This is a genomic window from Enterococcus sp. DIV0712 (assembly GCF_050554855.1).
GTDB classification, from domain to species: domain Bacteria; phylum Bacillota; class Bacilli; order Lactobacillales; family Enterococcaceae; genus Enterococcus; species Enterococcus faecalis.
Genome location: NZ_CP187333.1, coordinates 2,223,626 through 2,249,515 on the forward strand (window position 1 = coordinate 2,223,626; position 25,890 = coordinate 2,249,515).

Annotated in this window: 27 protein-coding genes; 7 read left to right on the forward strand and 20 right to left on the reverse strand. The window is 37.6% G+C overall.

Annotation, left to right across the window (positions count from 1 at the left end; all coding sequences use genetic code 11):
- The first annotated feature begins 363 nt into the window (after positions 1-363).
- On the forward strand, positions 364-1,032 hold the full coding sequence (gene sdaAB, locus IGL42_RS10610; RefSeq protein ID WP_002414070.1) for an L-serine ammonia-lyase, iron-sulfur-dependent subunit beta: 669 nt from the start codon (positions 364-366) through the stop codon (positions 1,030-1,032).
- Between the two features lie 22 nt (positions 1,033-1,054).
- Positions 1,055-1,927, forward strand: coding sequence for an L-serine ammonia-lyase, iron-sulfur-dependent, subunit alpha (gene sdaAA, locus IGL42_RS10615; RefSeq protein ID WP_002367199.1), 873 nt, complete (start codon positions 1,055-1,057; stop codon positions 1,925-1,927).
- Positions 1,928-1,992: 65 nt separating this feature from the next.
- On the opposite strand, the gene IGL42_RS10620 is transcribed toward sdaAA, so the two are convergent.
- Genes IGL42_RS10620 through IGL42_RS10630 form a run of 3 tightly spaced genes read right to left on the reverse strand, consistent with a single transcriptional unit; the run spans position 1,993 to position 5,580 of the window.
- A complete protein-coding gene (locus IGL42_RS10620) occupies positions 1,993-2,838 on the reverse strand; it encodes a M55 family metallopeptidase (protein WP_002362310.1) in 846 nt (281 codons plus the stop codon).
- Positions 2,835-3,938 (reverse strand): M42 family metallopeptidase, encoded by a 1,104-nt coding sequence (locus IGL42_RS10625; RefSeq protein WP_002356417.1) that lies wholly within the window; start codon positions 3,936-3,938, stop codon positions 2,835-2,837. Before IGL42_RS10625 ends, IGL42_RS10620 begins: the two co-directional genes overlap by 4 nt.
- Positions 3,939-3,951: 13 nt before the next feature.
- Positions 3,952-5,580: a peptide ABC transporter substrate-binding protein gene (locus IGL42_RS10630; protein ID WP_185776357.1), complete on the reverse strand. Its 1,629-nt coding sequence runs from the start codon at positions 5,578-5,580 to the stop codon at positions 3,952-3,954.
- Between the two features lie 78 nt (positions 5,581-5,658).
- On the opposite strand from IGL42_RS10630, the gene IGL42_RS10635 reads away from it, so the two are divergent.
- Positions 5,659-6,381, forward strand: a complete 723-nt coding sequence (locus tag IGL42_RS10635) for a MurR/RpiR family transcriptional regulator (RefSeq protein ID WP_002374063.1) — start codon at positions 5,659-5,661, stop codon at positions 6,379-6,381.
- Positions 6,382-6,473: 92 nt separating this feature from the next.
- Here IGL42_RS10635 and IGL42_RS10640 read toward each other — a convergent pair whose 3' ends face one another.
- The 4 genes from IGL42_RS10640 to rpmG form a co-directional block, all read right to left on the reverse strand.
- Positions 6,474-7,361, reverse strand: a complete 888-nt coding sequence (locus tag IGL42_RS10640) for an alpha/beta hydrolase (protein ID WP_002407254.1) — start codon at positions 7,359-7,361, stop codon at positions 6,474-6,476.
- Positions 7,362-7,471: 110 nt separating this feature from the next.
- Complete coding sequence (nusG, locus tag IGL42_RS10645) at positions 7,472-8,017, reverse strand: transcription termination/antitermination protein NusG (protein WP_010710667.1); 546 nt, start codon at positions 8,015-8,017, stop codon at positions 7,472-7,474.
- Positions 8,018-8,141: 124 nt separating this feature from the next.
- Positions 8,142-8,312, reverse strand: a complete 171-nt coding sequence (gene secE / locus IGL42_RS10650) for a preprotein translocase subunit SecE (protein ID WP_002356409.1) — start codon at positions 8,310-8,312, stop codon at positions 8,142-8,144.
- Positions 8,313-8,332: 20 nt separating this feature from the next.
- Complete coding sequence (gene rpmG / locus IGL42_RS10655) at positions 8,333-8,485, reverse strand: 50S ribosomal protein L33 (RefSeq protein ID WP_002356408.1); 153 nt, start codon at positions 8,483-8,485, stop codon at positions 8,333-8,335.
- A gap of 285 nt (positions 8,486-8,770) precedes the next feature.
- On the opposite strand from rpmG, the gene cbpA reads away from it, so the two are divergent.
- On the forward strand, positions 8,771-9,409 hold the full coding sequence (cbpA, locus tag IGL42_RS10660; RefSeq protein ID WP_002365057.1) for a cyclic di-AMP binding protein CbpA: 639 nt from the start codon (positions 8,771-8,773) through the stop codon (positions 9,407-9,409).
- A gap of 73 nt (positions 9,410-9,482) precedes the next feature.
- On the opposite strand, the gene murB is transcribed toward cbpA, so the two are convergent.
- Complete coding sequence (murB, locus tag IGL42_RS10665) at positions 9,483-10,370, reverse strand: UDP-N-acetylmuramate dehydrogenase (protein ID WP_002387193.1); 888 nt, start codon at positions 10,368-10,370, stop codon at positions 9,483-9,485.
- 86 nt (positions 10,371-10,456) lie between these two features.
- A complete protein-coding gene (locus tag IGL42_RS10670) occupies positions 10,457-11,371 on the reverse strand; it encodes a Gfo/Idh/MocA family protein (protein ID WP_002407256.1) in 915 nt (304 codons plus the stop codon).
- Between the two features lie 206 nt (positions 11,372-11,577).
- Here IGL42_RS10670 and IGL42_RS10675 point away from each other — a divergent pair, with 206 nt between their 5' ends.
- The 3 genes from IGL42_RS10675 (at position 11,578) to IGL42_RS10685 (ending at position 13,611) form a co-directional block, all read left to right on the forward strand.
- Positions 11,578-12,333, forward strand: coding sequence for an exodeoxyribonuclease III (locus IGL42_RS10675; RefSeq protein WP_002367205.1), 756 nt, complete (start codon positions 11,578-11,580; stop codon positions 12,331-12,333).
- A gap of 33 nt (positions 12,334-12,366) precedes the next feature.
- Positions 12,367-12,900: a 3'-5' exonuclease gene (locus IGL42_RS10680; protein ID WP_002356400.1), complete on the forward strand. Its 534-nt coding sequence runs from the start codon at positions 12,367-12,369 to the stop codon at positions 12,898-12,900.
- Between the two features lie 120 nt (positions 12,901-13,020).
- Positions 13,021-13,611, forward strand: a complete 591-nt coding sequence (locus tag IGL42_RS10685; protein ID WP_010710668.1) for a hypothetical protein — start codon at positions 13,021-13,023, stop codon at positions 13,609-13,611.
- A gap of 98 nt (positions 13,612-13,709) precedes the next feature.
- Here IGL42_RS10685 and IGL42_RS10690 read toward each other — a convergent pair whose 3' ends face one another.
- The 11 genes from IGL42_RS10690 to dltA all read right to left on the reverse strand — a co-directional run bounded on the left by IGL42_RS10690 (position 13,710) and on the right by dltA (position 25,886).
- Positions 13,710-15,392: an FAD-dependent oxidoreductase gene (locus tag IGL42_RS10690; RefSeq protein ID WP_010710669.1), complete on the reverse strand. Its 1,683-nt coding sequence runs from the start codon at positions 15,390-15,392 to the stop codon at positions 13,710-13,712.
- A gap of 96 nt (positions 15,393-15,488) precedes the next feature.
- Complete coding sequence (ahpC, locus tag IGL42_RS10695; RefSeq protein ID WP_002356396.1) at positions 15,489-16,052, reverse strand: alkyl hydroperoxide reductase subunit C; 564 nt, start codon at positions 16,050-16,052, stop codon at positions 15,489-15,491.
- 240 nt (positions 16,053-16,292) lie between these two features.
- Positions 16,293-16,982 carry an O-methyltransferase gene (locus IGL42_RS10700; protein ID WP_002381418.1) on the reverse strand — a complete coding sequence of 230 codons (690 nt, stop codon included), beginning with the start codon at positions 16,980-16,982 and terminating at the stop codon, positions 16,293-16,295.
- Between the two features lie 614 nt (positions 16,983-17,596).
- Positions 17,597-18,601: a lipoate--protein ligase gene (locus IGL42_RS10705; RefSeq protein ID WP_010710670.1), complete on the reverse strand. Its 1,005-nt coding sequence runs from the start codon at positions 18,599-18,601 to the stop codon at positions 17,597-17,599.
- Between the two features lie 32 nt (positions 18,602-18,633).
- Positions 18,634-19,374 carry an MBL fold metallo-hydrolase gene (locus tag IGL42_RS10710; protein WP_002356393.1) on the reverse strand — a complete coding sequence of 247 codons (741 nt, stop codon included), beginning with the start codon at positions 19,372-19,374 and terminating at the stop codon, positions 18,634-18,636.
- A 145-nt stretch (positions 19,375-19,519) separates the two neighbouring features.
- Positions 19,520-20,311, reverse strand: a complete 792-nt coding sequence (locus IGL42_RS10715; protein ID WP_002356392.1) for a DUF975 family protein — start codon at positions 20,309-20,311, stop codon at positions 19,520-19,522.
- Positions 20,312-20,331: 20 nt separating this feature from the next.
- The gene (locus IGL42_RS10720; protein WP_010710671.1) at positions 20,332-21,414 is read right to left on the reverse strand and encodes a M42 family metallopeptidase; all 1,083 of its coding nucleotides are present in this window, start codon (positions 21,412-21,414) and stop codon (positions 20,332-20,334) included.
- 212 nt (positions 21,415-21,626) lie between these two features.
- Positions 21,627-22,901 carry a D-alanyl-lipoteichoic acid biosynthesis protein DltD gene (gene dltD, locus IGL42_RS10725; protein WP_010710672.1) on the reverse strand — a complete coding sequence of 425 codons (1,275 nt, stop codon included), beginning with the start codon at positions 22,899-22,901 and terminating at the stop codon, positions 21,627-21,629.
- Complete coding sequence (gene dltC, locus IGL42_RS10730) at positions 22,901-23,137, reverse strand: D-alanine--poly(phosphoribitol) ligase subunit DltC (RefSeq protein ID WP_010710673.1); 237 nt, start codon at positions 23,135-23,137, stop codon at positions 22,901-22,903. Before dltC ends, dltD begins: the two co-directional genes overlap by 1 nt.
- A gap of 26 nt (positions 23,138-23,163) precedes the next feature.
- On the reverse strand, positions 23,164-24,369 hold the full coding sequence (gene dltB, locus IGL42_RS10735) for a D-alanyl-lipoteichoic acid biosynthesis protein DltB (protein WP_002382500.1): 1,206 nt from the start codon (positions 24,367-24,369) through the stop codon (positions 23,164-23,166).
- On the reverse strand, positions 24,366-25,886 hold the full coding sequence (dltA, locus tag IGL42_RS10740) for a D-alanine--poly(phosphoribitol) ligase subunit DltA (RefSeq protein ID WP_010713131.1): 1,521 nt from the start codon (positions 25,884-25,886) through the stop codon (positions 24,366-24,368). Before dltA ends, dltB begins: the two co-directional genes overlap by 4 nt.
- Between the last annotated feature and the right edge of the window lie 4 nt (positions 25,887-25,890).

The following is a 25,890-nucleotide window of genomic DNA, read 5'->3' on the forward strand; positions in this document are numbered from 1 at the left end:
ATAAAGCAAAATTGATGCAGCTTTACGGAAATCAGCGGCATCAATCCAAGGTATACAAAAAGACCCGTGGCTGAATTCTTTAAGCTAATTTCCGAAAATCCGCACACTCCACCCGTTATAATCAGGCAAAGTTATACAGTTTCTCTAAAAAATTAACTTAAATTTTCAACGCACGAATCCCTCTTTTCGTCTTTTATTATCTAGAATTTAGCATCTCTTCACTGATTTGTCAACGAAGGCCCCTTGCTTTCATTCTGATAAAAATTTAAATTATTCGCTAAAACACAAGCGATTGCCTAGTTCCCCGCCATTTTTTGTGTTAGACTTCCAATGAAAACATATTCTAATGAAGAAGGTGCTGAAATGGAAGAGTTACGCTTTAATAGTGTTTTTGATATTATCGGACCTGTTATGATTGGTCCAAGCAGTTCTCATACAGCTGGAGCGGCAAGAATTGGAAAAGTGGTTCGGAGTATTTTTGGACAGCAACCTGATAGCGTTGACATTTATTTATATGAGTCTTTTGCTAAAACTTATCGTGGTCACGGAACAGATATCGCCTTAGTTGGCGGCCTTTTAGGTATGGAACCAGATGATGAGCAACTAGCCAATTCTTTGGAAATTGCTTATGAACAAGGAATGGAAGTTTGTTTTATTCCTAAAAGTGAAAAAGCAGACCACCCTAATTCCGTTAAAATTGTGGTTTCTTCTGGCGACCGAAAACTATCTGTGACAGGAATTTCAATTGGTGGTGGAAACATTCAAATTTCTGAATTAAATGGCTTCAAATTGTCTTTAAGTATGGGCACGCCAACATTTATCGTTGTTCATCAAGATGTTCCTGGCATGATTGCTAAGGTGACCAACATCCTTTCAGCTAGCGATATCAATATTAGTACAATGACCGTTACCCGAGAATCTAAAGGGGAAAAAGCGATTATGATTATTGAAGTTGATCAAGCCGAAGTCGGTGACATTGTCATGCAATTAGCTGAAATCCCTCATATATATAGCGTTAACTATTTTGACTAAATGAACGTAAAGGAGTAATACGATGTTTTATTCAATTGAAGATTTGGTAGCTCAAGCGAAAGAGTACCCTTCTGTGAGCGAATTAATGATTGCAACAGAAATGGCTCATGGCGGGTATTCTCGTGAACGAATTATTGAAACAATGGAAAAAAATCTAGCCGTTATGAAACAATCTGTCGCTGAAGGAATCGCTGGTGTTACCTCAGTAACAGGGCTAACTGGTGGCGATGCAACCCGCTTAAATGATTACATACATTCAGGCAACTTTTTAAGCGGTGAGACCATTTTACAAGCCGTGCGAAATGCGATTGCTGTTAATGAAGTTAATGCAAAAATGGGCTTGATTTGTGCTACACCAACCGCAGGCAGTGCCGGAGTAGTTTCTGGCGTCTTGTTGGCAGTTATTGATCGCTTAAAGTTAACCCATCAGCAACAATTGGATTTTCTATTTACCGCTGGGGCTTTTGGCTTAGTGATTGCCAACAATGCCTCAATCAGCGGTGCCGAAGGTGGTTGTCAAGCTGAAGTCGGTTCTGCTAGTGCAATGGCCAGTGCCGCTTTAGTTGCGGCTTCTGGCGGTACGCCTGATCAATCTGCTCAAGCTGTGGCTATTACGATAAAAAATATGATGGGCCTCATTTGTGATCCTGTTGCAGGACTTGTTGAAGTCCCTTGCGTGAAGCGAAATGCATTAGGTTCTTCTCAAGCCTTCATCTCAGCTGATATGGCTTTAGCGGGGATTCGAAGTGTCATTCCGCCAGATGAAGTCATCCACGCAATGTACCAAGTGGGACGCCAAATGCCACAAATTTTCAAGGAAACCGCTGAAGGCGGTCTTGCGGTGACACCAACTGCACAACGTTTAAGCAAAGAAATTCTAGAGAAACAAAAATAGAAATAACTATAGCAAGAAGCTTACAGAAAAAAATGTCCATTCGTTTTTTCCGTAAGCTTCTTACTTTAATAACTTGTTCCGCCTAAACCAACCACAGCGACAATTCCATTCATGACATCTTTCATCGTTTCACCTACAAATGAAACAGTTCTACCATCAATGCGTTTAATCATTGGTAACATTTCAATACGATCTGCTTGTGCTGTCGTCACACATTGCAATTTTACAGTTGCAGGTGTTTGCAAGGCATATCGGGGTAATTCAGACAACGCAAAGGAAGTTAACACCTGACTTGTAGTCGCTACGATAGCTTCCCGAACTTGTTGCATGGGTCTATTTTTGATTGCATAACGTCCCAGAGATTCTTTGGTGGAAACAAAGGGAACTTTGGACATCATTTTTTCTTGAAAAAGTTGTTCCTCTAAGCCTGATTCACCGATAATTAAACCAACAGGGACACCTAATTCGCTAGCGTAAGCTGCATTAATTGTCGTTTCATTCATCGCTAAGTCGTTTATTTTTAAATCATAAGCAACACTAGCGCTATACCCATGATCCATATTCCCTTTTTGTTTACCAATACCGGCATGATAACCTAAGAAAAAGACTACATCATAGCTACTATCCAAGCCACTCATCATATAATCCATGCGAGGAAAGCCGCTCACTAAGGAAATTCGTTCATCCATTTCTGCCAAGCGCGCATAAGCTAAATTCAATCCACGGCTATGCGAATCGGCAATAGTAATTTCTGTAATTTGTTCATTTTTGGCACTCTTTTGAATCCCTTCAATTAACCAAGCCACATGTTGGTGATATAATTCTCGGAATAAAACGGTGTCTTCTTTTTCCATATCAAATGTCGCAATACCTGCTAATCCTTCAATATCGCATGATACATAAATCTTCATTTGTTCCACTCCTTTGACAATGGCTGAACCAGTGCTTGAATTTTGTCAGCATCTAAATTTTTGATTAATTGAATGACTAATTCTTTCGCCGCTTGGTAATCTTGAAAATCTACATAGCAATGGGGTGTGTGAGCGTAACGGACAGGAATTCCTACAACAATCGTCGGGGCTCCTTGAACTTGTGTAATCGCCATGCCATTGGTTCCACCACCACTTCGAACAGAAACTTGAACAGGAATTTTGTGTATTTTAGCAATCTCTAGTGCATACTCTTGAAATTCCGGATTCGTAATCATAGAAACATCAAAATAACGTAACATCGGTCCTTTTCCCATTGCTGATTGAATCATCTCTGGCGTTTCTGCCGTATCATCAGCCGGGCAGCCTTCGAAAACAATAGCTAAATCAGGATTGACTTGTTTTGCGGCAATAAGTGCTCCTCTTTCGCCAACTTCTTCTTGTGCAGTTACTGTCGCAACTAACTTGAATGGAAGTGTCTCTTCTTTCAACTCCTCCATGACATCCACTAAGCAAGCACAGCCAATGCGACAATCAAAAGCTTTTCCTAAAAAAAGATCTGTCTGTTCGTTGTAACAGCACGTCACATCTGGAATGACCGGTGCACCAAGATCGATTTTGTACGTTTCAATTACTTCTTCTTTTGAGGTAGCGCCAATATCGATTGTCAAATCAGCAATGGTTAATGGCCGCTGACGTTCCTCTGGTGTCATAAAATGAGGGGGCCGACTAGTAACTACGCCTGGCAGATAGGTGCCTTCCCGGTTACGAATCCGAACTTTTTGTGCAGAAATCGTATTAGGGACCCAGCCACCTAACGGAAGAAAACGCAACAAGCCGTTTTCTTTAATTGCTTGAATCATAAAACCCACTTCGTCACTATGAGCATCAAAAAGCACAACTGGACCTTCACTTAGATTATTTTTCTTCTCAAGATATAAATTTTTAATAGCATCTAGCCGTTGAATAGTAAAATCCGCAGTTGCGTGTTGAAGGATTCTAACGACTTCTGTTTCAAAGCCTGAAACACCATTAGCATTTGAAAGTTCCTGAATTAATTGAACAGCTTGACTTTTTTTCATTTTTTCCCAACCTTTACTTGTCACTGATAGAGACTGATTTGTAATAGCCTGAACCTAATGGACCATAGACTAAATTTTGGACAGAATCGTCCACTAAGCGTGCTTCTGTTAATTGATAAAGAGGAACTAGGGGTGCTTCTTCCGCAACCAATTGATCCGCTTTTTGTAATGTTTTCCAACGTTCTTCATATTTGTTTGCATAAGTTACGTTTGCTTCTTGAAGCAACTGATCAAAGGTCTTATTAGACCATTTACCAAAATTATTGGAATTTTTTGATTGCAGTAAGTTTAAGAAATCGATTGGATCAGCATATACTGGCGTCCAGCCACCAACCACAATGTCGAAATCTCCGCTGCGACTTTTTTCTAAACGATTATTAAAAGGAACTGGCGAAACATTGACTGTTAAATTTTCTAAATTATCTGCTAAAGCTCCTTGAACATACTCACTGATTTTTTTAGCATTTTCTGTATCCGAACTTAAAATGGTTAGCTCCGCTTTTTCAATTCCTAATTCTTTTTTAGCCGTTTGCCATAACTCTTTCGCTTTTTCTGGTTCACTAGGATTTAAATCTCCTAATTCCTCTGCAAAATCTTTTTGCGTTTCTTGATTAGTGAAACCTGTTGGCACGAAGCCAAGTGCTTTTTTTGAGCCATCATTTAAAACATTTTTAGCTAAACGCTCAGAATTCAATGATAATGCTATTGCTCGACGTGCATTCTTATTTGCCAAAAGATCTTTTTGCGTATTTAATTGGATATAATACGTTCCAGGAATTTCACGAATTTTCAAAGCTGCATTGCCTTGTTCTTGTGCAACAATTTCTCCAGAAATTTTTACAACATCTAATTCTTTCCCTTCGAAAAGATTTTTCCCAGTATTGACTTCTTTAACTACTTGGACATCCACCTTATCTAGCGAAACATTCGCTTGATCCCAATAATTTTTATTCTTCACATAGGACCAAGTATTATTCGTGCCATCCCAACCTTCTAATGTGAAGGCGCCATTGTAAAGTGTTGACTCAGCTGATGTACCATAGTTTTTGCCCGTTTTTTCGACAAATGCTTCATTTAAAGGATAAAAAGCTGATACCGCCAATAATTGTTGAAAATAACTCATAGGATAGCTTAGCTCTACTTCCAAGGTATGGTCATCAATGGCTGTTACTCCTAACTCTTCTTTAGATTTGCCACCGTCAACAATAGCACGATAATTTTTTAGCCCTTCAAAGTAATACGCTTGCGGGGAAGCTGTTTTTGGGTCCACTGTGCGCTTCCAAGAGTATACAAAATCATTGGCTGTGATTGGCTCGCCGTTACTCCATTTTGCATCTTTTCGAATCGTAAAAGTATAGCTTAAACCATCATTGGAGGGCTGTACTTTTTCAGTTGCCAATGCTGGTTTCGCTTCTCCTTTTTCGTCAAAGGAGAAAAGTCCCTCCCCTACTTGGCTCATTACATCTGCTGCTGTATTATCCATTGCCAACGACACGTCTGCCGTTGATAATTCCGAATCAATCCCGACCCGTAATACCTGTTGTTCTTGCTTTTTGGTTTCTTTCCCAACACTTCCACAGCCCGAGAGAAGTAAAACCATGATTGCTGTCAAAGACAGCCTTTGCTTTGTTGCCCTTTTCATAAAAACACCTCATTTTTTTTATTTTTTGATACCTTTTTCCCACAAAATTATTTATAATCTGATAAAGGAGGTTTGCTCATGAACTTAGATTACTTAAAAGAAACGTATCATTTAACAAAAACAGAAAGTCAGATTTTGTATTATTTGGATCAACAAAGTACGAACGCGGCCGATTTGAGTATTCGAGAAGTTGCCAAACACTGCTTTTCTTCGCCTAGTTCCATCATTCGTTTAGCCAAAAAATTAAATTTATCAGGTTATAATGAACTTATTTACAAATTAAAAGAAGCCCATTTTTCTCAGCCAATCCCTTTTGAAACAGCGCCTTCATTTGAAACAACCAACGAGTTTTGTCAACTGCTTGCCAAACACAAAAGTCATTTATTTGTTATTTTAGGTCATGACTTTTCACGACATTTGGCGGCTTACATTAGTGAAGTTTTCAATTTTCATGGCATCCCCAGTATCACAACAGCCTATACTCATTCGATAAATAGTCAAAATAATCAGAATTTTCTTTTTATCATTCTTTCACATTCTGGTGAAGAAAAATACCTAAAAGAAACAGCTCTGCTTGCGAAAGAGAAAAAACATCCTATCATTTCTTTTGTTGGCGCCAAAAATTCAACTCTTGGTCGACTGGCAGATCTCGTTTTTTCAACTGACTCTTACAGCCCGTTTTCAACAAGTGTCGCTCAGCCACAAATGTTTTTTGGCCAAACATTAATCACCTTTGAAGCCTTGATTTGTGCTTATTTAAATCATGAGGATTCCATTCCAATATCTCCTAAAAATAAATAATTTTATTTATTATAGCTGAAAAAAGCTATTTCGCTAGCCAAAGTATAGAAAAAGGCACATGTTCCATTTTTTATGGAACATGTGCCTTTTTGCTATTTTTTACTCGGCCATAGAAATTCGATTAGCAATTGATCTACTTCAGGATTTTCATGTAATTGACTATGTTGTGCATTTTCTCCTTTAATAATCTGGCTAGTGACTTGAGTTCCTCGCTGTCTTAGCAAGGCGTTGACTGCTAAGGCACTAGATAACGGCACCGTTCCATCACTTAAATCTGTTGGACTTAATTGACCACCAATTAATAAAATGGGCAGTTTTTCTGGAACAACATTGATCATCTCTTGATAATCCAAATAGCGGCTACTTTTTTCTGTGGGGCCGTTTTCTAGTTCCGTTTCGATGGTTTGCTGTTGACTCGTATCAATAAAATCATTGAAAGGTGCTCCAATGCTGACGAATTTTTCAATTTTAGGTAACGATGCGTCTTGCCCATAGGTTCCTAAATAACGTAAACCACTAACACCACCCATAGAGTGCCCGACAATATTGGCTTTGTTCACTTGATAATTTTTTTGTAAATAGAGTAATGTGTTTTTTATCCATTCTGTTTGATTCCATTCATTGTTTTTATTATCTTCAAATAGAACTTGAACACTGGGATTCGTCGCTTTGCCACTTAAAGCTCCTCGCTCTTTAACCACGGTCCCATCAGGTTTAACGAGTAGCACTAATTCTTGAGTTGTGGCACCTTGTTTCTCCAAGCGATGCAGTAACGAGCCAAACGAATTTTTAGTTCCTGCGTAACCATGAAAAAAAAGCGTTGGTGTTGTTGTGCGGTTTAACTCAACAGTTGCTTCTTTTGTGGCGGCTTGGTTGTCATCCTTCGTAGTTGCCCCAATTTGGCAAGCACTTAATAATAGAACAAGACCCATTAGCAAAGAAAAATAACGATATTTTTGGGCATGTTTCATTTTTTTCATTCCTTTCTGCGATGAACTAAAAAAGGGCTTGGAAAAGAAGTCAGTTGACTGCTTTTCCAGACCCTACAATCTGTATCAATCAGCTGAACAATAGTTTGTCAGCTTGTTTATTAACCAATGTTATCGACTTGTTCAAAGTCTAATTCTGTACTTGTTTCACGACCAAACATATCGATGTTTACTTTTAATTTTTGTTTTTCTTCATCGATTTCTGTCACAACACCTTCAAGACCAGAAAAGGCACCTTCGATAATTTTCACTGTATCGCCTAGCGCTACTTCTAAGTCTGATTGACGGGTGCTCATGCCAATTGAACGTAAAATGTGGTTAATTTCTTCTTGTAATAAAGGAGCGGGTTTACTACCAGCACCATGTGAGCCTACAAAACCAGTTACGCCTGGCGTGTTACGAACAATATACCAAGAATCATCGGTCATAATCATTTCCACTAACACATAACCAGGGAAAGTTTTATGAACGATTTCTTTTTCTTTACCATTTTTGACTTCTTTTTCTGTTTCTTCTGGTACAACGACACGAAAAATATAATCGCCCATCCCCATGCTTTGTGCACGTGATTCAATGTTTGCTTTTACTTTATTTTCATAGCCTGAATAGGTGTGCAATACGTACCAATTTCTTTCAAAAGTTTCCATTACTGATTCGGCTCCTTTAAATGTTTTAGTTTATTTTTTTCGAGCAAATAAAAAAAGCTCAGTTTCCCGAAGCTTTTTCTCGAATACTATTATAGCACCCCTCGTCGGGAAATACTAGAATTAATTATTTTAAAATCCAGCCAAATGCCGTTTGGATAACAGTATCCATGATAAAGAACAATGCTGCAAATAAAATAGATGTTTCAATTACAACTAATGTATCTTTACGCAATTGTTTTTTTGTTGGCCAAGTTACTTGCTTCATCTCATCAGCAACGCTGCGGAAAAATTTCATGTTGATACCCTCCTCTAAATCTATTTCGTTTCTTTATGTAACGTGTATTGATTACAATATTTACAGAATTTATTGATTTCTAAGCGTTCGCCACGTTTACCTTCACTAACGGATTTAGAATAGTTGCGAGAGCCACAAACGGAACAAGCAAGAGCTGCTTTCTTTGTTGCCATGTTCTTCGACCTCCTCTATTCACAAATTTACTTCTTAACAGTACCATTATTCGAAAAAGTTGTCAAAGTTTAATTTACTTTTTAAAGAAGCGCTGTGCCGATTCTTACGTAATTTTTTACCATTATCGCGAATACGTGCTTGATTTCTTTTATAAAATATCTGATTTTTCTTTATTTTCTATTTATTTTAACAAAATTGCTTTTATTCTGAGGTCTCAGCTATTGTTTTCTGCTAAGTTATGATATGATAAATTTATTAAAAATGAACCCTTAGGAGGCCTGTTTATGTTATTAAAATCTGTAGTTATTAAAAAAGATAATTTAACAACCGTCAATGAATCTTGTACTCTAGAAGAAGCTCTTTCTATTTTAGAAGACTCAGGTTACCGTTGTGTCCCAATTTTAGACGAATCTGGAAAAATTTTCCGAGGAAATATCTATAAAATGCATATTTACCGCCACAAAGCAAACGGTGGCGATATGAGTTTACCTGTTACCTATTTGTTAAAAAATGCCACAAAATTTATTTATGTCAACACTTCATTTTTCAAGGTATTTTTTACTATTAAAGAACTACCTTACATTGCTGTTCTAGATGAAAATAATTATTTTTATGGTATTTTAACACACAGCACCTTATTAAATATTTTAGCGCAATCTTGGAATGTAAAACAAGGGAGCTACGTTTTAACAATTGCTTCAGTTGGTCAACAAGGCGACTTAGCAGCCATTTCAAAAATCATTGCCAAATATAGCAGCATCGCCAGCTGTATTACATTGGATGTCGATAGTGAAGAATTTGTTCGTCGCACACTTATTACTTTACCAGCCGGCACAACTGCCGAAACGTGTACAGCCATTGTAGAACATTTAGAGCGGAAAAACTTTAAAGTTGTAGAATTGGAAAATTTAGAAGACGAGTAAAATTTACGACCTTTATCTTAGGATTTAAAGCTAGGGAGGCAAGTCAAAATGACTTACCTCCCTAGCTTATTTTTTAGACTTCTTCACCAATAATTCGAACTTCCGTTTGTAATTCAACATCAAATTTTTCTTTAATCACTTCTTGGATATGTGCAATTAATTCCACATAATCTGTTGCGGTTGCATGATCGATGTTAACAATAAATCCAGCATGCTTTTCGGAAATTTGAGCACCGCCCCATTTTAAGCCTTGTAAGCCAGCGTCTTGGATTAATTTCCCTGTAAAATGACCAACAGGGCGTTTAAAGACACTGCCACAAGAGGGATACTCTAGCGGTTGCTTCAGTTCACGAAGTTCCGTTAATTCATCCATTTGGGCTTTAATTTCTGCATGGTTTCCTTTTTCTAAAGCAAACGTTGCTTGCAAGACAATGCAATGTAATTCTTGAATTTCACTATGACGATAACGGAAATTCAGGTCTTCTTTCGTCATTGTTTGGATAGTTCCATCTGCCAACAGCACTTCTGCAGACTGGAAAACATCTTTAATTTCCCCGCCATATGCTCCAGCATTCATATAAACAGCACCGCCGACACTTCCTGGAATGCCACAAGCAAATTCAAAACCAGTTAAATCAGCTGCTAAGGCTTCGTAGGTTGTATCAATCAGCTTGGCACCAGCATCCACAATCATGGTGGTACCGGCTACTTTGATTTCTTTCATTTCTGTTAGCATAATCACGACATCGCGAATACCGCCATCACGAACAATCAAGTTGCTAGCATTGCCTAATACTAACCATGAAAGTCCTTGTTCTCGGCAATACGCCACAATCTCTTCGACTTCTTTTTTTGTTTTGGGTAAGGCCAACACATCAGCTGGGCCGCCTGTTTTGGTAAAGGTTACGTTTTTTAATGGTTCATCTACTAATAAAGTAATTTCGTTTAATGTTTCTAACATAGCTTTAGTGTTCACGAAAGTTAGTCCTTTCTTTTCAAAATATCTGTCTTATTCTAGCATGATAGAAAGAAAGTTGCTAGTCCTCTTTAAAGAACATGCCGTTGTTGTTGGCGTAGCATTTCTTCACATAACGCATGACTTTCATAGACTTTTTCTTGCTTTAACTCTTGCTCTTGCGGTTTTTGAATGGCCTGAATGAAAGCAGTAACCATTTGGTAAAAACCTCTTTTTTCCAATGTTGGCGTCCAATCTCCCATCTCTTTTACTTGGTATTCTTCTTCTGTTTGGATGGTCAAATGCGTTAAATTTTCCAAGCGATAAGTACCTGTGGGGCTGGTGACTTCAAAAGTTTCTGTATTGGCCCCAGAGTGTAAATCCATGGAACAAACAATCGTTGTCTGTTCGGTTTCTAATTGTAAAATTGCTCGTTTTAAATGACCGTTTTCTTCAACTAATTTTGACTGCACCACGTGGAGCGGTCCTTCCGCTAAATAAACTGCGGTATCAACGACATGTAAAAATAAATCATACATCATAAAACTTGTTTCTCTCGTTGTATTGATGCGGTTCTTTTTAATAAAAATTGTTTGTTTTTCAGGAATATTTTTCAATACTTCCGTATAAGGGGCAAAACGACGATTGAAACCAACCATCAGGCGCAGATTTTTTGCTACTGCCAACGCTTGTAATTCTTTGACTTCAGCAAGCTCTTCACTTAAAGGTTTGTCCACAAAGACGTGAATACCAGCCTGTAATAATTGGCGAACGACTGCACCATGCACTTTTGTGGCTACATGGACAAAGCAAGCATCAATCTTTGCTTCAATCAATTCTTCTATGGTCCCAACGGTTTCTGTAAAGCCATACTGATCAGCGATTTTTTGTCGTGTTTCTGGGTTTCTAGTTGCTAACACAAACTCTGCCAAATGGCGGGATTCACTATAAGTTGGCAAATACGCTTTTTGTGCAATATTTCCTAAACCAATGACTCCAATTTTCATTCGTTTGTCCTCATTTCTGCTTTTTTTACTATTTTATCATAGACTACTTCTTTCCAAAAATCAGTCATTTTCTCTTTTTCTTTTCAAGTATTTAAAACTTCTTTAAAAAGTATTAGAATAGAAGAAAGCACCAAGCGACCTTTTCTTTGGTTCTGGTTTGCACTGAAACGAGCAAAAGCGTTTCTTATTTGAAAGGAGTTTCAACAATGAAATGTATTTCTTGGAATGTCAACGGCTTACGAGCGGTTGTTAAAAAGAATTTTATGGATGTTTTTAATGAATTAGATGCAGATTTTTTCTGTTTACAAGAAACAAAATTACAAGCTGGGCAAATTGATTTAGAACTTCCTGGCTATCATCAGTATTGGAATTATGCCGAAAAAAAAGGCTATTCTGGCACAGCAATTTTCGCTAAAGAAGAAGCGTTAAGTGTTCGCTATGGCTTAGGTATCGAGGCTCACGATCAAGAAGGCCGCGTGATCACTTTAGAATATCCAGAATTTTTCATGGTCACTTGCTACACACCAAACTCACAAGCTGAACTAAAGCGTTTAGCTTATCGAATGACATGGGAAGATGCTTTTCGTGCCTATTTAAACGAATTAAATCAAGAAAAACCCGTAATTCTTTGCGGTGATTTAAACGTAGCTCATCAAAAGATTGATTTAAAAAATTGGAAAACCAATCAAAAAAATGCGGGATTCACGCCTGAAGAACGGCAAAAATTTACTGAGTTATTAGACAGTGGCTTCACTGATACATTCCGTTATTTTTATCCAGAAGCTGAAGGCATCTACTCATGGTGGAGTTATCGCTTTAACGCACGAAAAAATAACGCAGGTTGGCGGATTGACTATTTCGTTGTGTCAGAATCCTTGAATGAACGTTTAGTCAGTGCTAAAATCCATACAGATATTCTTGGTAGTGATCATTGTCCAGTGGAAGTTGTACTTGATTTTTAAGTGTTACTCAACGCGTTGAAAGGAGTTTTTTTAATGAACTTTTACGCTTTTGACTTTGAAACAGCTAGTTATGATAAACATAGTGCCTGTTCCATTGCAATTGTTAAAGTAGAAAATAGTCGGATTGTGGATGAATTTTACACGTTAATCAAACCAGAAACACCTTTTTTCTGGCGAAATACGCAAATTCACGGCATTCATGAATCAGATGTTGTCAATGCGCCCAAATTCCCTGAAGTATGGCAACAAATTCAGCATTGTTTTCAACCAAATCGGTTAGTGGTCGCTCACAATGCAAGTTTCGATTGTAGTGTTTTGGCTGGCTGTTTAGATTACTATGGCTTAGAACAACCTAATTACCTTTCTTTATGTACAGTCAAAACGAGTCGCAAACTGTTTCCTGAATTTCCTAATCATAAATTAAATACCGTTTGTGAAAACCTCAATATCACTTTAAATAATCATCATGATGCTTTAGAAGATAGCCGAGCTTGTGCCGAAATTCTTTTACAGCAAGAACAACGATTTGGGGTTGAACCTTTAAAAAAATTAGTATTGGTGAAATAATCCAGTTCTTGTTTCCAGCGAAGGCGTTATCTCTTTCAGTGGCTAGTTGGCAGGAGATAACGTCTTTTCTTTTACATAACTTTTCCGCTAAAACAAAAATTTTTCAGAAAGGACGCGATGATGTATTCGATTCTTTACTTATTCACAGACTCTCTCAAAAATGCGTGGCGCTCAAAAAACCAATTTAGTACGTTGATTCTTATCTTTATTATTAGTTTTCTGACTTTTTCTGCTCTATTATTGACTTTGTTGTTTTCTCGATGGCTTTCACAAATGATTCTTCTTGATAATTATGCAGTGATTCCTCCCTTGAAAATTTTCAGAGGTTTGGCTGGAATCAGCGCTGGAACACTCTTTTTCTTCCTGATTAGTTATATTTGCCGAACTTTCTTCCTAACTTTTTTAGAGCAAAAAAACGACTTACTGATCTTAGTTCTTTTAGGTACGACAAAATTACAAATTTTAATTAGCTATGCCTTACAACCCCTCTATTATTTGATTTTTGTTTTGCCTTTAGCTGCTTTTCTAGCTAATAAGCTCATTCAACAGTTTATCCATGATTTTTTCAGCGAGGTACCTGGTTTAATGCATATCGATAGCTACATGCAAGATGTCTTTTTACCACTAACAGGAAGCCTGTTGTTCATTTGCTGTTGTGTCTTTTTAATTCTTTTTAGGAAACTCAATCGCTTAATCAAAAAAGGTACTTGACTAACTATGCGAAAAAAGTGAGAAATACATCATCTCGACGTATTTCTCACTTTTTTGAATGACTTAGGTCTTTAGGCTAATTACTTTTTCCGCCTCTTTTAAGCCAAAGCTTCAATAATTTCTGTCATTGTTTTTGAACCAAAAATCATTTGTTCGCCATCAATCAGCATTGCTGGAACGCTCATAATTTTCTTTTCTTTTTTCAACTCTGGAAATAGACTAATGTCCACCATTTCTGCTTCAACATGAGGATTAATTGATGCAATCCGTTGGCAAGCGGCCACGACATCGGGACAGAAATGACATGTTAGTGAAACAAAGATTTCTATTTTTCTTTTTGGCAATGCAAGTATGTTCTTTTGCAGACTTGCTTCTAACGGCTGTCCCTCGCTGCCGACATTATAAACTGCCAAAACCAACGAGTTTACTTCATGGCCACTAGGAATACCACTAAATTTAATTCCTGTATAGTTTCCTGCCGCATCTAAGAGCACAACGCTAGGCATTTTTTCAATCCCATACAGCAATTCTTTGGCTGGCTCAGTATCTTTCAAAATCGTTTCTAAAGTGATCTTCTGATCCAGACTTACAAATTCTGTTAAGAATGACTGAAGTTCCAATGATTTTTCATCACTTGCATCCAAAAACTGAAGCAATGTCACTTTTTTTGTTAGTTTAGCGAAAATACCGCTTAATTGTTGGCGCATACTTTCTGGGAACCACTGATGCTTACCAGTAACTTTCGCTGGCTGTTTTTCTTTTGGTTGCTGACTGCTTGTTTCAGGGGCAGATTGATTAGCTAATCGTTCAGTCATTCGCTTCGTTACAATCGATTGGCCCGCCTGTGTTTTTTGTTCTGTCACGTAACGTTGCGCATGAGTGGCGGCAATTGCACCGTCTGCAACCGCCGTCACAATTTGACGTAATTCTTTTATTCGTAAATCTCCTGCTGCATAAACTCCGGGAATATTGGTTTCCATATTTTCAGTTGTTGGCACATACCCACGGTCTAAGGCAATTTTTCCTTCAAAAATTTCTGTACTTGGTTTATTTCCAGCAAAAACAAACAGACCAAATGTACTGTCTTTTGGCGCTTCATAAACCGTTTCTTCTCCCGTCTGGTTATTGACAAACACAGCTTTTCGGACAAAATCATCTCCCGTAATTTCTTTCACTTCTGTGTTATAAACAATCTTAATTTTCGGGTGATTTTTAGCCGCCTCCGCAGTTAATTTTGCACATGTAAAATCAGGTTCTCGGATAATCATCGTTACTGATTTACCGTAACGTGTCAAATAAACGGCCTCTTCCGCTGCTGCATAACCGCCACCAATCACAAAAATATCTAAGCCTTGGAAAAACTCCCCATCACAAGTAGAACAATAGGCCACGCCGCGTCCTGTAAATTCACTTTCACCAGGGAAACCAATTTTACGAGCAGAGGCCCCTGTCGCAATCAATACTGCATATGCTTGGTAGGTTTGACTCGCCGATTGAACAGTTTTTATCGTTTGACTAAAATCAACATCAATAATCTCGTCGTTTGTAAAAGCTACACCGAAGTCTTGTGCTTGAATGCGCATTTCTTCCATTAGTTCTGGACCTGTTGTGTGACGAATCGCTGGATAGTTCACAATTTCAGAAGTCGTCGTTACTTGTCCACCAATTTTGTCTTTTTCAATAATTAAGGTATCCATCATTGCGCGACCTGCATAGATACCTGCAGATAAAGCAGCTGAGCCGCCACCAATAATAATCAAATCGTAGATTTCTTCTGTCACTTGCTTCTCCTCTTTCTTCTGTGTTTCAGAAAAAGAGCTGAACAAAACATTTTCTCTGTTTTATCCAACTCTTTGACCTCTATTTACAAAGCGAATTTAAATTTTACCAACTAAATCTAAGCTTGGCGCAATTGTTTCTTCTCCTGGTTGCCAATTGGCTGGACAAACTTTATCACCATGTTCTGCTACAAATTGAGAAGCTTCTAATTTACGAACAAGTTCTTCAGCATTACGACCAATACCCATGTCGTTGATTTCATAAGATTTGATCTCACCTTCTGGACTCACAATAAATGAAGCACGGTAAGCCATTCCAGAAGCTTCATCTAAAACGCCAAAGAAACGAGCAAGTTGACCGTTGGGATCGGCTAACATTGGATATTTAATTTTTCCAATCGTTTCTGTAGCGTCAGCCCATGCTTTATGCACATAATGACTATCTTCTGAAACAGAGTAAACCTCACAATTTAATTCCTGTAAATGCGCATAATGCTCTTGCATATCCCCTAATTCCGTAGGACACACGAAAGAAAAATCAGCTGGATAAAAGAAGAAAATACTCCATTTTCCTAAAATATCTTCTGTTGATACTCGTGTAAATTCCCCATCGTGATAGGCATCACATTCAAAGTCAAAAAGTTTTTGATTAATTAAATTCATTGTCGTTCCTCCTCTGTTTTTTTACTCTTTAAGGATAACAGTTTATAATTATTCCGTCAATAGAATAATTATAAACAAACAAGGTTCTATTAACGTATAATACTGTCCTATTGAGAATTTTATGATTATCATTCTCAATTAGAAATAGCAAGATAACTTTTTAAATAACATAAAAAAGAAAGCGAACCATTAAAAGAACTTGCTTTTTAATGATTCGCTTTCTTTTTGTGAAGACATTCTTTAACTATCTAAAATAATCGTTTCTTTCTCTTTGGTAATTAAAATAACTCCATCACCAAGAGGAACTAAAGTAGAAGTTAAATCAGGGTGCGCCATGACTACATCTAAAAATTGGTTTAATTTACGATGAATCGCTCGATTTTTTTTCGGTACTTCCTCAGCAGGGTCTAAAATTGTCCCAGCTTGAAATACATCATCCACCATCAAAACGCCGCCAACTGGTAGCAACCGTAAACATTCAGGTAAAAATTCAATGTATTTTGATTTGGCACTATCCATAAAAATAAAGTCATAAGGTCCTTCCAACGTTGGTAGAATCTCAGCTGCTTGACCTTCTAAAAGAGTGACCTTTTCTTCTAAGTCTAGGCGTTGGTAGGTTTTCTTCGCTTTTTTTATCATTACGTCAAAACGATCAATCGTGGTCACGTGACCATCTTCACCAACAAATTGGGCCATCAAGCTTGAAGAAAAACCAATTGCTGCCCCGATTTCTAAAATATTTTTGGGCTTTAGTTGTCCTAGCAAAAATTGTAGAAAAACTACTGTTTCGTGCGGAATAATCGGCACCCCTGCTTCATTGGCTTCCGCCTCCACTGCACCTAATTCTCCGGGAAGTTTCTTTTGTTTTGTACGCATATACTCAACCAATTCTGGTTTAACGACTGGTCGATGCATCATTTCGTTTCTCATCACTTTCGCTCCTTTTCGTCCCTTTATTATACGAAGTCCTTGTTCCTCTGTAAAGGATTGAAATAGGATTCTTATTATTTGTTTGAAAATAACATGCACATTCTTAACTTCCTAGCTAAGTGCGGATTACTTCTTGTAAGCACATTTTTTCTTTGTTTCTGCTATTTTTTATTAAGTTTTAATTAGAAAACGTCAAAAAGTAGCCCTCAAGAACATACCTATTGATTTTTTCTCGTTATTTCTTATAAAAATACTTCTACATATGTTAATATTTTCCCTTAAATCACTATTAATTCTTGCTAATTCAAGCCCCAAAACAAGCCTATAACCTTGCTAAAATAAGAAACGTCAAATTTTACTACTTTGTCTGTAAAAATTTGATATCACAAAAGAAAGGAAATCTTGTATACTCTTTACAGATAGTGATTTATAGTGAAGCACATAACCAAATTCCCGGACTTGACTTGGTTCAAGTACATATGCAGGCGAGCTATTTGATAGTTCCCTGATAAAAATCGTTTCGACGATTTTGCACATAGCACTACCTTTCTAAAAGCTAAACATTATTTTTTAGCTAGAAAAAAGACAACCGTTTGAAACGGCTGTCTTTTTTTTTAATAAATTAACCCATGCAAATCTTCTTTTTCGATATTGCCAAAGTATTTTTTAACGTCAATTTGATCAATGGCTTCTTCTAAAGAAGCTTTATCATATTTCACGCCGGTTAAAATATCTTCAACATCTTTAATTTCACCAAGCCCAAAGAAGTCCCCAAAGATTTTAATTTCTTGAATGGCACCATCCGCCACATTCATTTTCATTTCAATTGAACCAATTGGAAAACGATGGCGACGTTCTAAGTTAAATGCAGGTGATTTACCATAATTCCAATCCCAATTGCGATAGTATTGCTCTGAAATTTTGTTAATAGCCGCCCAGTCTTGATCAGTTAATTCATACGTTTTAACTTGGTCGATCGAATCTACGCCGAAAATTTTCAAAAGAATTTCTTGGCGGAATTCTTCCGTTGTCATCTCTTGTTTATCTTCAGATAAAAATGGTTTAATGTTTGTTACCCGTGAACGAACAGACTTGATACCTTTAGATTCGATTTTATCTTTCCGTACTTTCAATGTATTTACAACTTCATCAATATCACTATCAAACATTAAGGTTCCATGTGCAAACATGCGGCCGTTGGTAGCGTACATCGCATTTCCTGAAAACTTCATATCATTAATCACTAGGTCATTGCGCCCTTTTAATTCGGCACCTTCAACGCCTAAGTCGTGCAATGCTTGGATAATTGGTTGGGTAACTTTTGCGAAATCACGGAAAGAGTTGCCGTCATCTGGCATAATAAAACTAAAATTCAAATTACCATGATCATGATAAACGGCGCCGCCGCCACTTAAGCGACGAACAACATGAATGCCGTGCTCATCTACATATTCTTTGTTAATTTCTTCAATTGTATTTTGGTTACGGCCAATAATGATTGACGGCTCGTTAATGTAAAATAAAAGAATGGGCTCATCTAAAGGCATTTCTGTTAACAAATATGTTTCAATTGCTAAGTTCACTCGTGGGTCATTATTTTCATTCGGTACAAAAATCACAATCGGTTCTCTCCCTTGGTATAGTTACTTTTTTAAATCTCAACTGTTAAATCTGGTTGGGCTAATGTCACTGGAATTTCCGTTCCAGCATAGTTTTGCGCTTCTTCCCGTAGTTGTTCCAATGACCCATGCTGTGGTAAATGGGTCAACATCAATTGTTTGACTTGTGCTGCTTTGGCAATTTCACCTGCTTCTCTTGACGTAAAATGTGCATGATGTCGTTCATTACCTTCAAATAAGTACGTATCCGCTAAGAATAAATCGGCGTCTTTTGCAAAGTCTTCAAAACTTGCTAAGTAACCAGAGTCTCCTGTAAAGACAAAGACTTTGCCAGTCGCTTTTTCAACAATCCGCATCGCGTAACAAGTGACAGGATGAATCGTTTCCATGAAAGTAATTAAAAATGGTCCTACTGCCAACTCTTCTGCTTCAAAATACTCTTTCCCTTCGGAAACGTTAGGAAGCGTTAGTTCTTTGAAATGCATTTGATCTTGTGTATGGCCATATATTGGCAAAATAGGCGTCGGTTCCAGCGTTGGATAAAGCTGACGATAATATTGTAAAACGCCTAAATCTGCGATATGGTCATGATGGTAATGCGACAGAATGACAGCATCTAATTTCAATGGATCTAGATAGTTTTCTAAACGCACTAATGTCGTACTGCCTGCATCAATAAGCAAATGAAAGCCTTCAGATTCTAACAAATAGGAACTCGTTCCTTCTCCTTTGTATGGATAAGCACCTAAACAGCCTAAGACAGTCAATTTCATGTGTGGACAACCTCCTTCAATACGATACTTCCATGTTACCATAAAATAACGGAAAAACGAGGTTAAAACGCTTAAATTTTCACAAAAAGACCAAAGAAAAAACCTGAACCCTTTGTCGAGATAACGAAGGATTCAAGCTTCTTTTTTATTCTTCGGCTAAACCTTTTTCTTCTAAGGCAGTTTGATAAAAACTAGCTAACGCTACATAGTTATAAGGAATCACCCATAATAGACCGATACCAATAGCTAAAAAGCCCACAATATACCAACCAATAAAAGAAAATTGTAAACATAAATATTGCCAAAAACGATTTTTCATTAAATATAACGCCTGTTTCAACGCCATCATAATTGGCAGTTCTGGATTATCAAAACGTAGCCACACAGCAAATTGAAAAACGCCACTCACAAATAAACCAATTAAAAAGATTAAGATAGAGGCGACGCCAAACGCTAGGAAAAAGGAAAAATCATTTAAGAAAAAGGCTTGGATTTCCTCTGGTGTAACTGTATTAAACATCAATTTGAAATACAAGGTTGTCCCTGCCCCAAATAAAATTGGTAACAAAAATAACAAACCAATTACACGTTCAAGTACTTTTTGAAGTAGGTTGACCACAAATAGCGGACCATAATATTTTCCTTGAAAAACACTCATTAAAATATTGACCCGCACCTTTTCACCACGCAACACCTTCAAGGCTGCGTAATATAGCGCATAACTTAACGCGAATAAAACAAAAATTTGCAGTAATACTGCGGCAAAACTACTTTGAAAAACTTGATTTTCACCAGAAAATAAATTTTGCACAATCGATGTTAAGAAGCTCTGTAAAACCACTCCTAAGAAAGTTAACCAAGCCATGATCCCCCATTGCCCATCAAGGGCTCTGCGAGCATTGGCACGATGTTGCGAATTTGTTACTAAACTTTTCATTCATTCCATCCTTTCTGAAACTAATAACTAGTCAATTTAGCGACTGTTTCTTTATCTAGACGTTTCACCACTTCTGTGACTAATTTGACTGTGTTGAAATAATCATCTTCATGAATAACTGAGGTATGTGAATGCAGATATCTAACAGGCACCGTGATGGCTAATGATGGAATCCCATTGCGCGTTAAATGCATGCGGCCAGCATCCGTACCTCCCCCTGTAATCACTGTATATTGGAAGGGAATGTTATTTTCTTCCGCCACTTGAATAACAAAATCACGTAATTTTTTATGCGGAATCATTGATGCATCATAAATCAAAATTTGTGGCCCTTCACCTAAAACAGAGTCGGCTTCTTTAGGTGTCATTCCTGGTGTGTCACCAGCTGTTCCTGTGTCTAAAGCAAACGCTATGTCTGGATTCACAAGATGCGTACTTGTTTGCGCACCGCGTAGCCCGACTTCTTCTTGCACATCACTGCCTGCAAATAAAATATTGGGGTGCCCTTCTGTCGCTAAATTTTCTAAAACTTTTAATGAAACGGCCGTACCAATTCGGTTATCCCACGCTTTTGCCAATAAAAATTTTGTATCATTCATGCGACGATAGTCAATATATGGTGTCACCATATCTCCTGGATGAATCCCCCATTCTGCAACTTGTTGATCGCTACTTGCACCAATATCAATAAACATATCTGCAATCTCATAGGGTTTGTTACGAACTTCCGCTGTTAACACATGCGGTGGTTTAGACCCAATGACACCATGGTAAACCTTACCAGTCGTGGTTTTAATCTGAACTTGTTGGGCCAACATCACTTGTCCCCACCAACCACCAACGGTTTGAAATTTTAAAAAGCCTTTTTCTGTGATTTGGGTAACCATGAAACCGACTTCATCCATATGCCCAGAAATGTAGACTTTTGGTCCTTCTTTATCACCAACATTTTTTGCAATAATACTGCCAAGGCCATCATATAAAAATTTATCCACATACGGTGCTGCATACTTTTTAAATAACGAACGTACTTCGTCTTCATTCCCAGCAATCCCTTTAGCACTTGTTAAATCAATTAACATTTTTTCTTCTTTTGCATCCATAAAAATAACTCCCCTCAAAAACCAATTTTATCCATTATACCACGAACTAAAAAAATACTTACAAAAAATAAATTGAGCAACGTTCTCCACTAAAAATAAACGAAAAAACAGCCTGCACGCTCGTTATTCAACGGCAGGTACAGGCTATTTTCATTGTTACGAAGCGCTTCTAGTCCGCTTCAGATAATTGGTACTTGATCCATCTTGCCTTCTTAAAATTGAGGTAAGACCAATGGATTTTGTTGTTGCCAATCTGTCTGATAAAAACGATCATCAATTTGATACGCTAACTTTTTAGGCGCAGGTTGTTTCATAAATTCATCTACTTGACGATCAACAGCGAGCCAACCACGCCAACCTAAATGAATCGTGTCCGCCATAAAGTAACGTTCATTACTACATGTTGAGAAGTCAGCAATGTTAGTAAACCCTTGCTCTTGAAGTTGATATTTCAGCTTGCGTGCTACTTGTTGCAACATATCTTGTGACAAGCCCGTATAGTCCGACCAACGTTTGTTAACAGGTGGGATTACAAATAAAACATCGACATTTTTTTCTGCTAACTGTTCTAACGCAGCTTGGAAATCACCATATTCTGGAGAAAAACGATAATCCCATTTCTTTTGTGAATGAGCTAATTTCGGTAAAACTGGTTTAATCCGTTGGCGATAAAAACCGTTACTAATTTCAAATTTATTATTATTAATGGCTTTTGCCGCAATTTTTCCAGCTAGCTGATCTAATTCATTAAAATTATAAGTAGCAGGTAATTGTTTCATATCTTTTTCAACAATTGGTTCTCTGCTAACCATGCCAATTTGGCTAAACAATTCATCTTCACGATTCAAGAAACGGAGATTCATTATAAAATAATCTCGTTGAGAGCGTTGGGGAAGTTGCCCTGCCTGCAGATTTGCCAAAGTTTCCATTAAGACTTTGTCTTTTTGAACAACTGGAAATTTGGTCAAACGTTGTGCTAGATATTGGTCACCGCTGGTTAATTCGGTTAAATTAGCTAACCATTGATAGGTTTGTAATTGTGAATAGTGTGCACCAAAACTATCATTAGGTACACCCTTTTTGACAAACCATTGCGGAGATAAAATAAAGACCGCTTTCTTATTGGCAATCGCATCGCCCATCGAATGAATGACCATTGCTTGAGTTAATGACTGTGTGCCCGCTTCTCCTAGTAAAAACGGTCGGTAGTTCCGTTGATACTTTTCAGAGAGCACACTAGGGTGGAAAGCACTAAATCGACTTAATTCAGAAGAGCCAAAAAAAGGAACATATTTACCAGAAGCCACTGCTTTGTTTTTAATCACATTGCCTTTTAAAACGTTCGGTGCCATTGACGTTGATGCTTCCTTCAACGTTTTTTCGGAAGTTAAATTGATTCTGAACGGTGCAAAAAAGAACACTGCAACCAAGACCGCTGAACAAAGCACTGGACCTAAGATTCTGATTAGTCGTTTATTTCTAGACATTATTGTAAAGCTTCCACTTGTTGAATGATTTGTTTTGGTGTTCCCCATACTTCACGGTCAAAGTCTGATACAGGAACTTGGATTCCTAATTGTCCTTCAATTTCTACTAATAATTGAACCGTCGCTAAAGAGTCCAATAATCCTTCTTCAAATAATTTAATGTCTTGATTGTTCACAACTTCGTCTGTTCCTGTAATATCTTCTAAAATGTTTAATACTGTTTCTTGAATGTTCATTGTAAATTGCCCCTTTATATTTTTATTTATTTAAACCATAGTTTGTCTAAAAATCCTGAGAAAATCAGGAAGCTGACACAAACCGCTTGGAAAGTTAAAAAGACTGCAAATGCATGTGTAAATTTGTTTGATGGTATCTTGTCTTTATGTTTTTTCTTAAAACGTAGCCAAGCATCTGTTACACAAATTAGTGTTGCATGGTAGAGCCCATAAGCGATGTAGAACCACGTTAATCCATGCCAAATGCCCATGATTAAGAACAACGCAAAGTAACCAATATTAGAAGTCACAATCCGACTTTTAAAGACTTTCTTTTTCATTAAGAAAAACATTAAGCGCATGTAAATGTAATCACGGAACCAAAAAGATAAGGTCATGTGCCAACGATTCCAGAATTCTTTAATATTCCAACTTAGGAACGGTTTGTTAAAGTTCATTGGTGTATCATAGCCCATTAAATAACTTGTGCCAACGGCCAGTAAACTATAGCCTGCGAAATCAAAGAATAGATACAAACTGTAATTATACATATAGCCGACTGTCCACCAGGATAAACCACCTTGTGCCAAGGCCATTTTTTCCACATGTGGTAAAAAGACACCACCAAGATAATGACTGATAATAAACTTATATAAAAATCCTAGAAATAAATAAAAAATTCCTTTTTCTAAAAAGTCTAAATATTTCTCCGCACTCGGCGGGTTTTTCAAATCTTTTTCAAAGCGCCGATAACGATCGATAGGTCCTGAAGAAATAGTCGGGAAAAACAAGAGAAACTGAATGTAACGGAACGGATGATATTCTTTCATTACACCATCCCGTAAATCCATGACCACTTGGACCGCTTTAAAGGTTAAATAAGAAATCCCTAAAAAGCCAAGTAAGGTTGTTTTGCCTGTCATGAAGGGAGAAACTTTCACCCAAACAAGCGGTAATATAGCTAAAAAGACAGCCAGATAAAAGACCCAACCTGCATTTTTATTTTTTCGATAAGCCGCATAGCCCCACGTTAGTAACGTCTGATAAATAACATATACAATCAGAGCGACTCCTTGTTGCCAAAATTCGCCACCAAAACTGATATATAGAAAGACCAGTGTCACGAGCGTTTGATACCAAGGCCAACGTGTCCCTTTAATGGCTAAAGTTAAAATCATCGGCAACAAGGCCGCAATTAGCAGAACAAAGTAATACGGTGCATTATAGGGAATCATATGAGGAAAATTCATCATGTGGCATTCACCTCATTCATCAACCCTTTCCGATCAATTTTGCCATTACTTGTCAAAGGTAATTGTTCAACATATACAAATTTTTGCGGAATCATATAGTCCATTGTCAACGTGGCTAATTCTTGTTTAATTGCCTTAGTTAATTGAAAATCACTTGAAAATTCATGTGCTTGCGGAACGACATAGGCAATTAATTGTTGGACTTTATTTCCTTGATATTTCGGCACAACGACTGCTTGTTTCACGTAGGAAACATTCGTTAAGTGATGATCCACTTCTTCTAACTCAATGCGGTAGCCATGCAATTTAATTTGAAAATCTAAGCGTCCCTCATACTGCAATAGGTTATCGACTAACTTTCCAGCATCGCCTGTGCGATAAGCTGGCACGCCATCTAATTGGAAAAAAGCTTCAGCTGTTTTCGCAGGATTATTTAGATAGCCTTTGGAAACACTTGGTCCAGCAATGACGATTTCACCAATTTCACCTGCAGGTAATTTTGACATGCCTTCCATAATATAAATTTGCGTATCCTCTTTCACATACCCGATTGGTAAACGTTGAACACTTTTTAAAACTTCTTGAGTGATTTCAATGGCACTAATCGCTACAGTCGCTTCTGTCGGCCCATAGGTATTATAAATATGCGCAGTTGGGAAACGAGCGGCTAATTTCTCAGCCGTTGGTTTTGGTAATTCTTCTCCACAGAATAAAAACGTGCGCAGTGCTGGTAGATGTTCACCATCGAAGCTTGGTTCCATTAGACACAATTCAATAAAGGACGGTGTTGAAACCCAGACGTCGATTGTTAATTGTGGCAAACGCGTAAATAATTGTTTAAAATCGTTAATGATTTCATTGGGTAACGGAGTTAATGAGCCGCCTAACGCCAATGCGGGATAAATAGACATCACCGATAAATCAAACGAATAAGGTGCCTGTGCTAAAAATCGGGCCCCTTCTTCTAAACCAAAATCTTGCAACAACCAATTCGTAAAGCTAACTAAATTATCATGGCTGATTTGCACACCCTTTGGTACGCCAGTTGTCCCTGAAGTGAAAATGATATAGTAATTACTTGCTCCTGTGACAGGCGTCAACGCAGGCGCATATCGGGGTGCATGCATCATCATTTCTGTTAATTCTTCCGCCGTAATTACTGGCACTTCGGTGGCTAATTCAGGCCATTCATGCACAGCAATCACTGCGGTTGGTTTGGCTACGTTTAGAATTAGTTCAATGCGTTCTTTTGGTGTATGTGCATCAATGGGGATATAGCTAAAACCAGCTTTCGATGCGCCTAAAAAACTCACAATCATTTCAAAATCTAATTCTCCGTATACGACAATCGCTGACTTGTCCGTTTTCAGCTCAGCTAAATAAGCGGCTAGATTGTCTGACTTTTCTTTTAACTCTCCATACGTAGAGACTTTTTCTTCGGTTAAATAAACAGGACGTTGGGGTTCTTTACGTGCCCATTCATCAATCGTTTGAATCATATTAATTACTTTTTCCATGTAT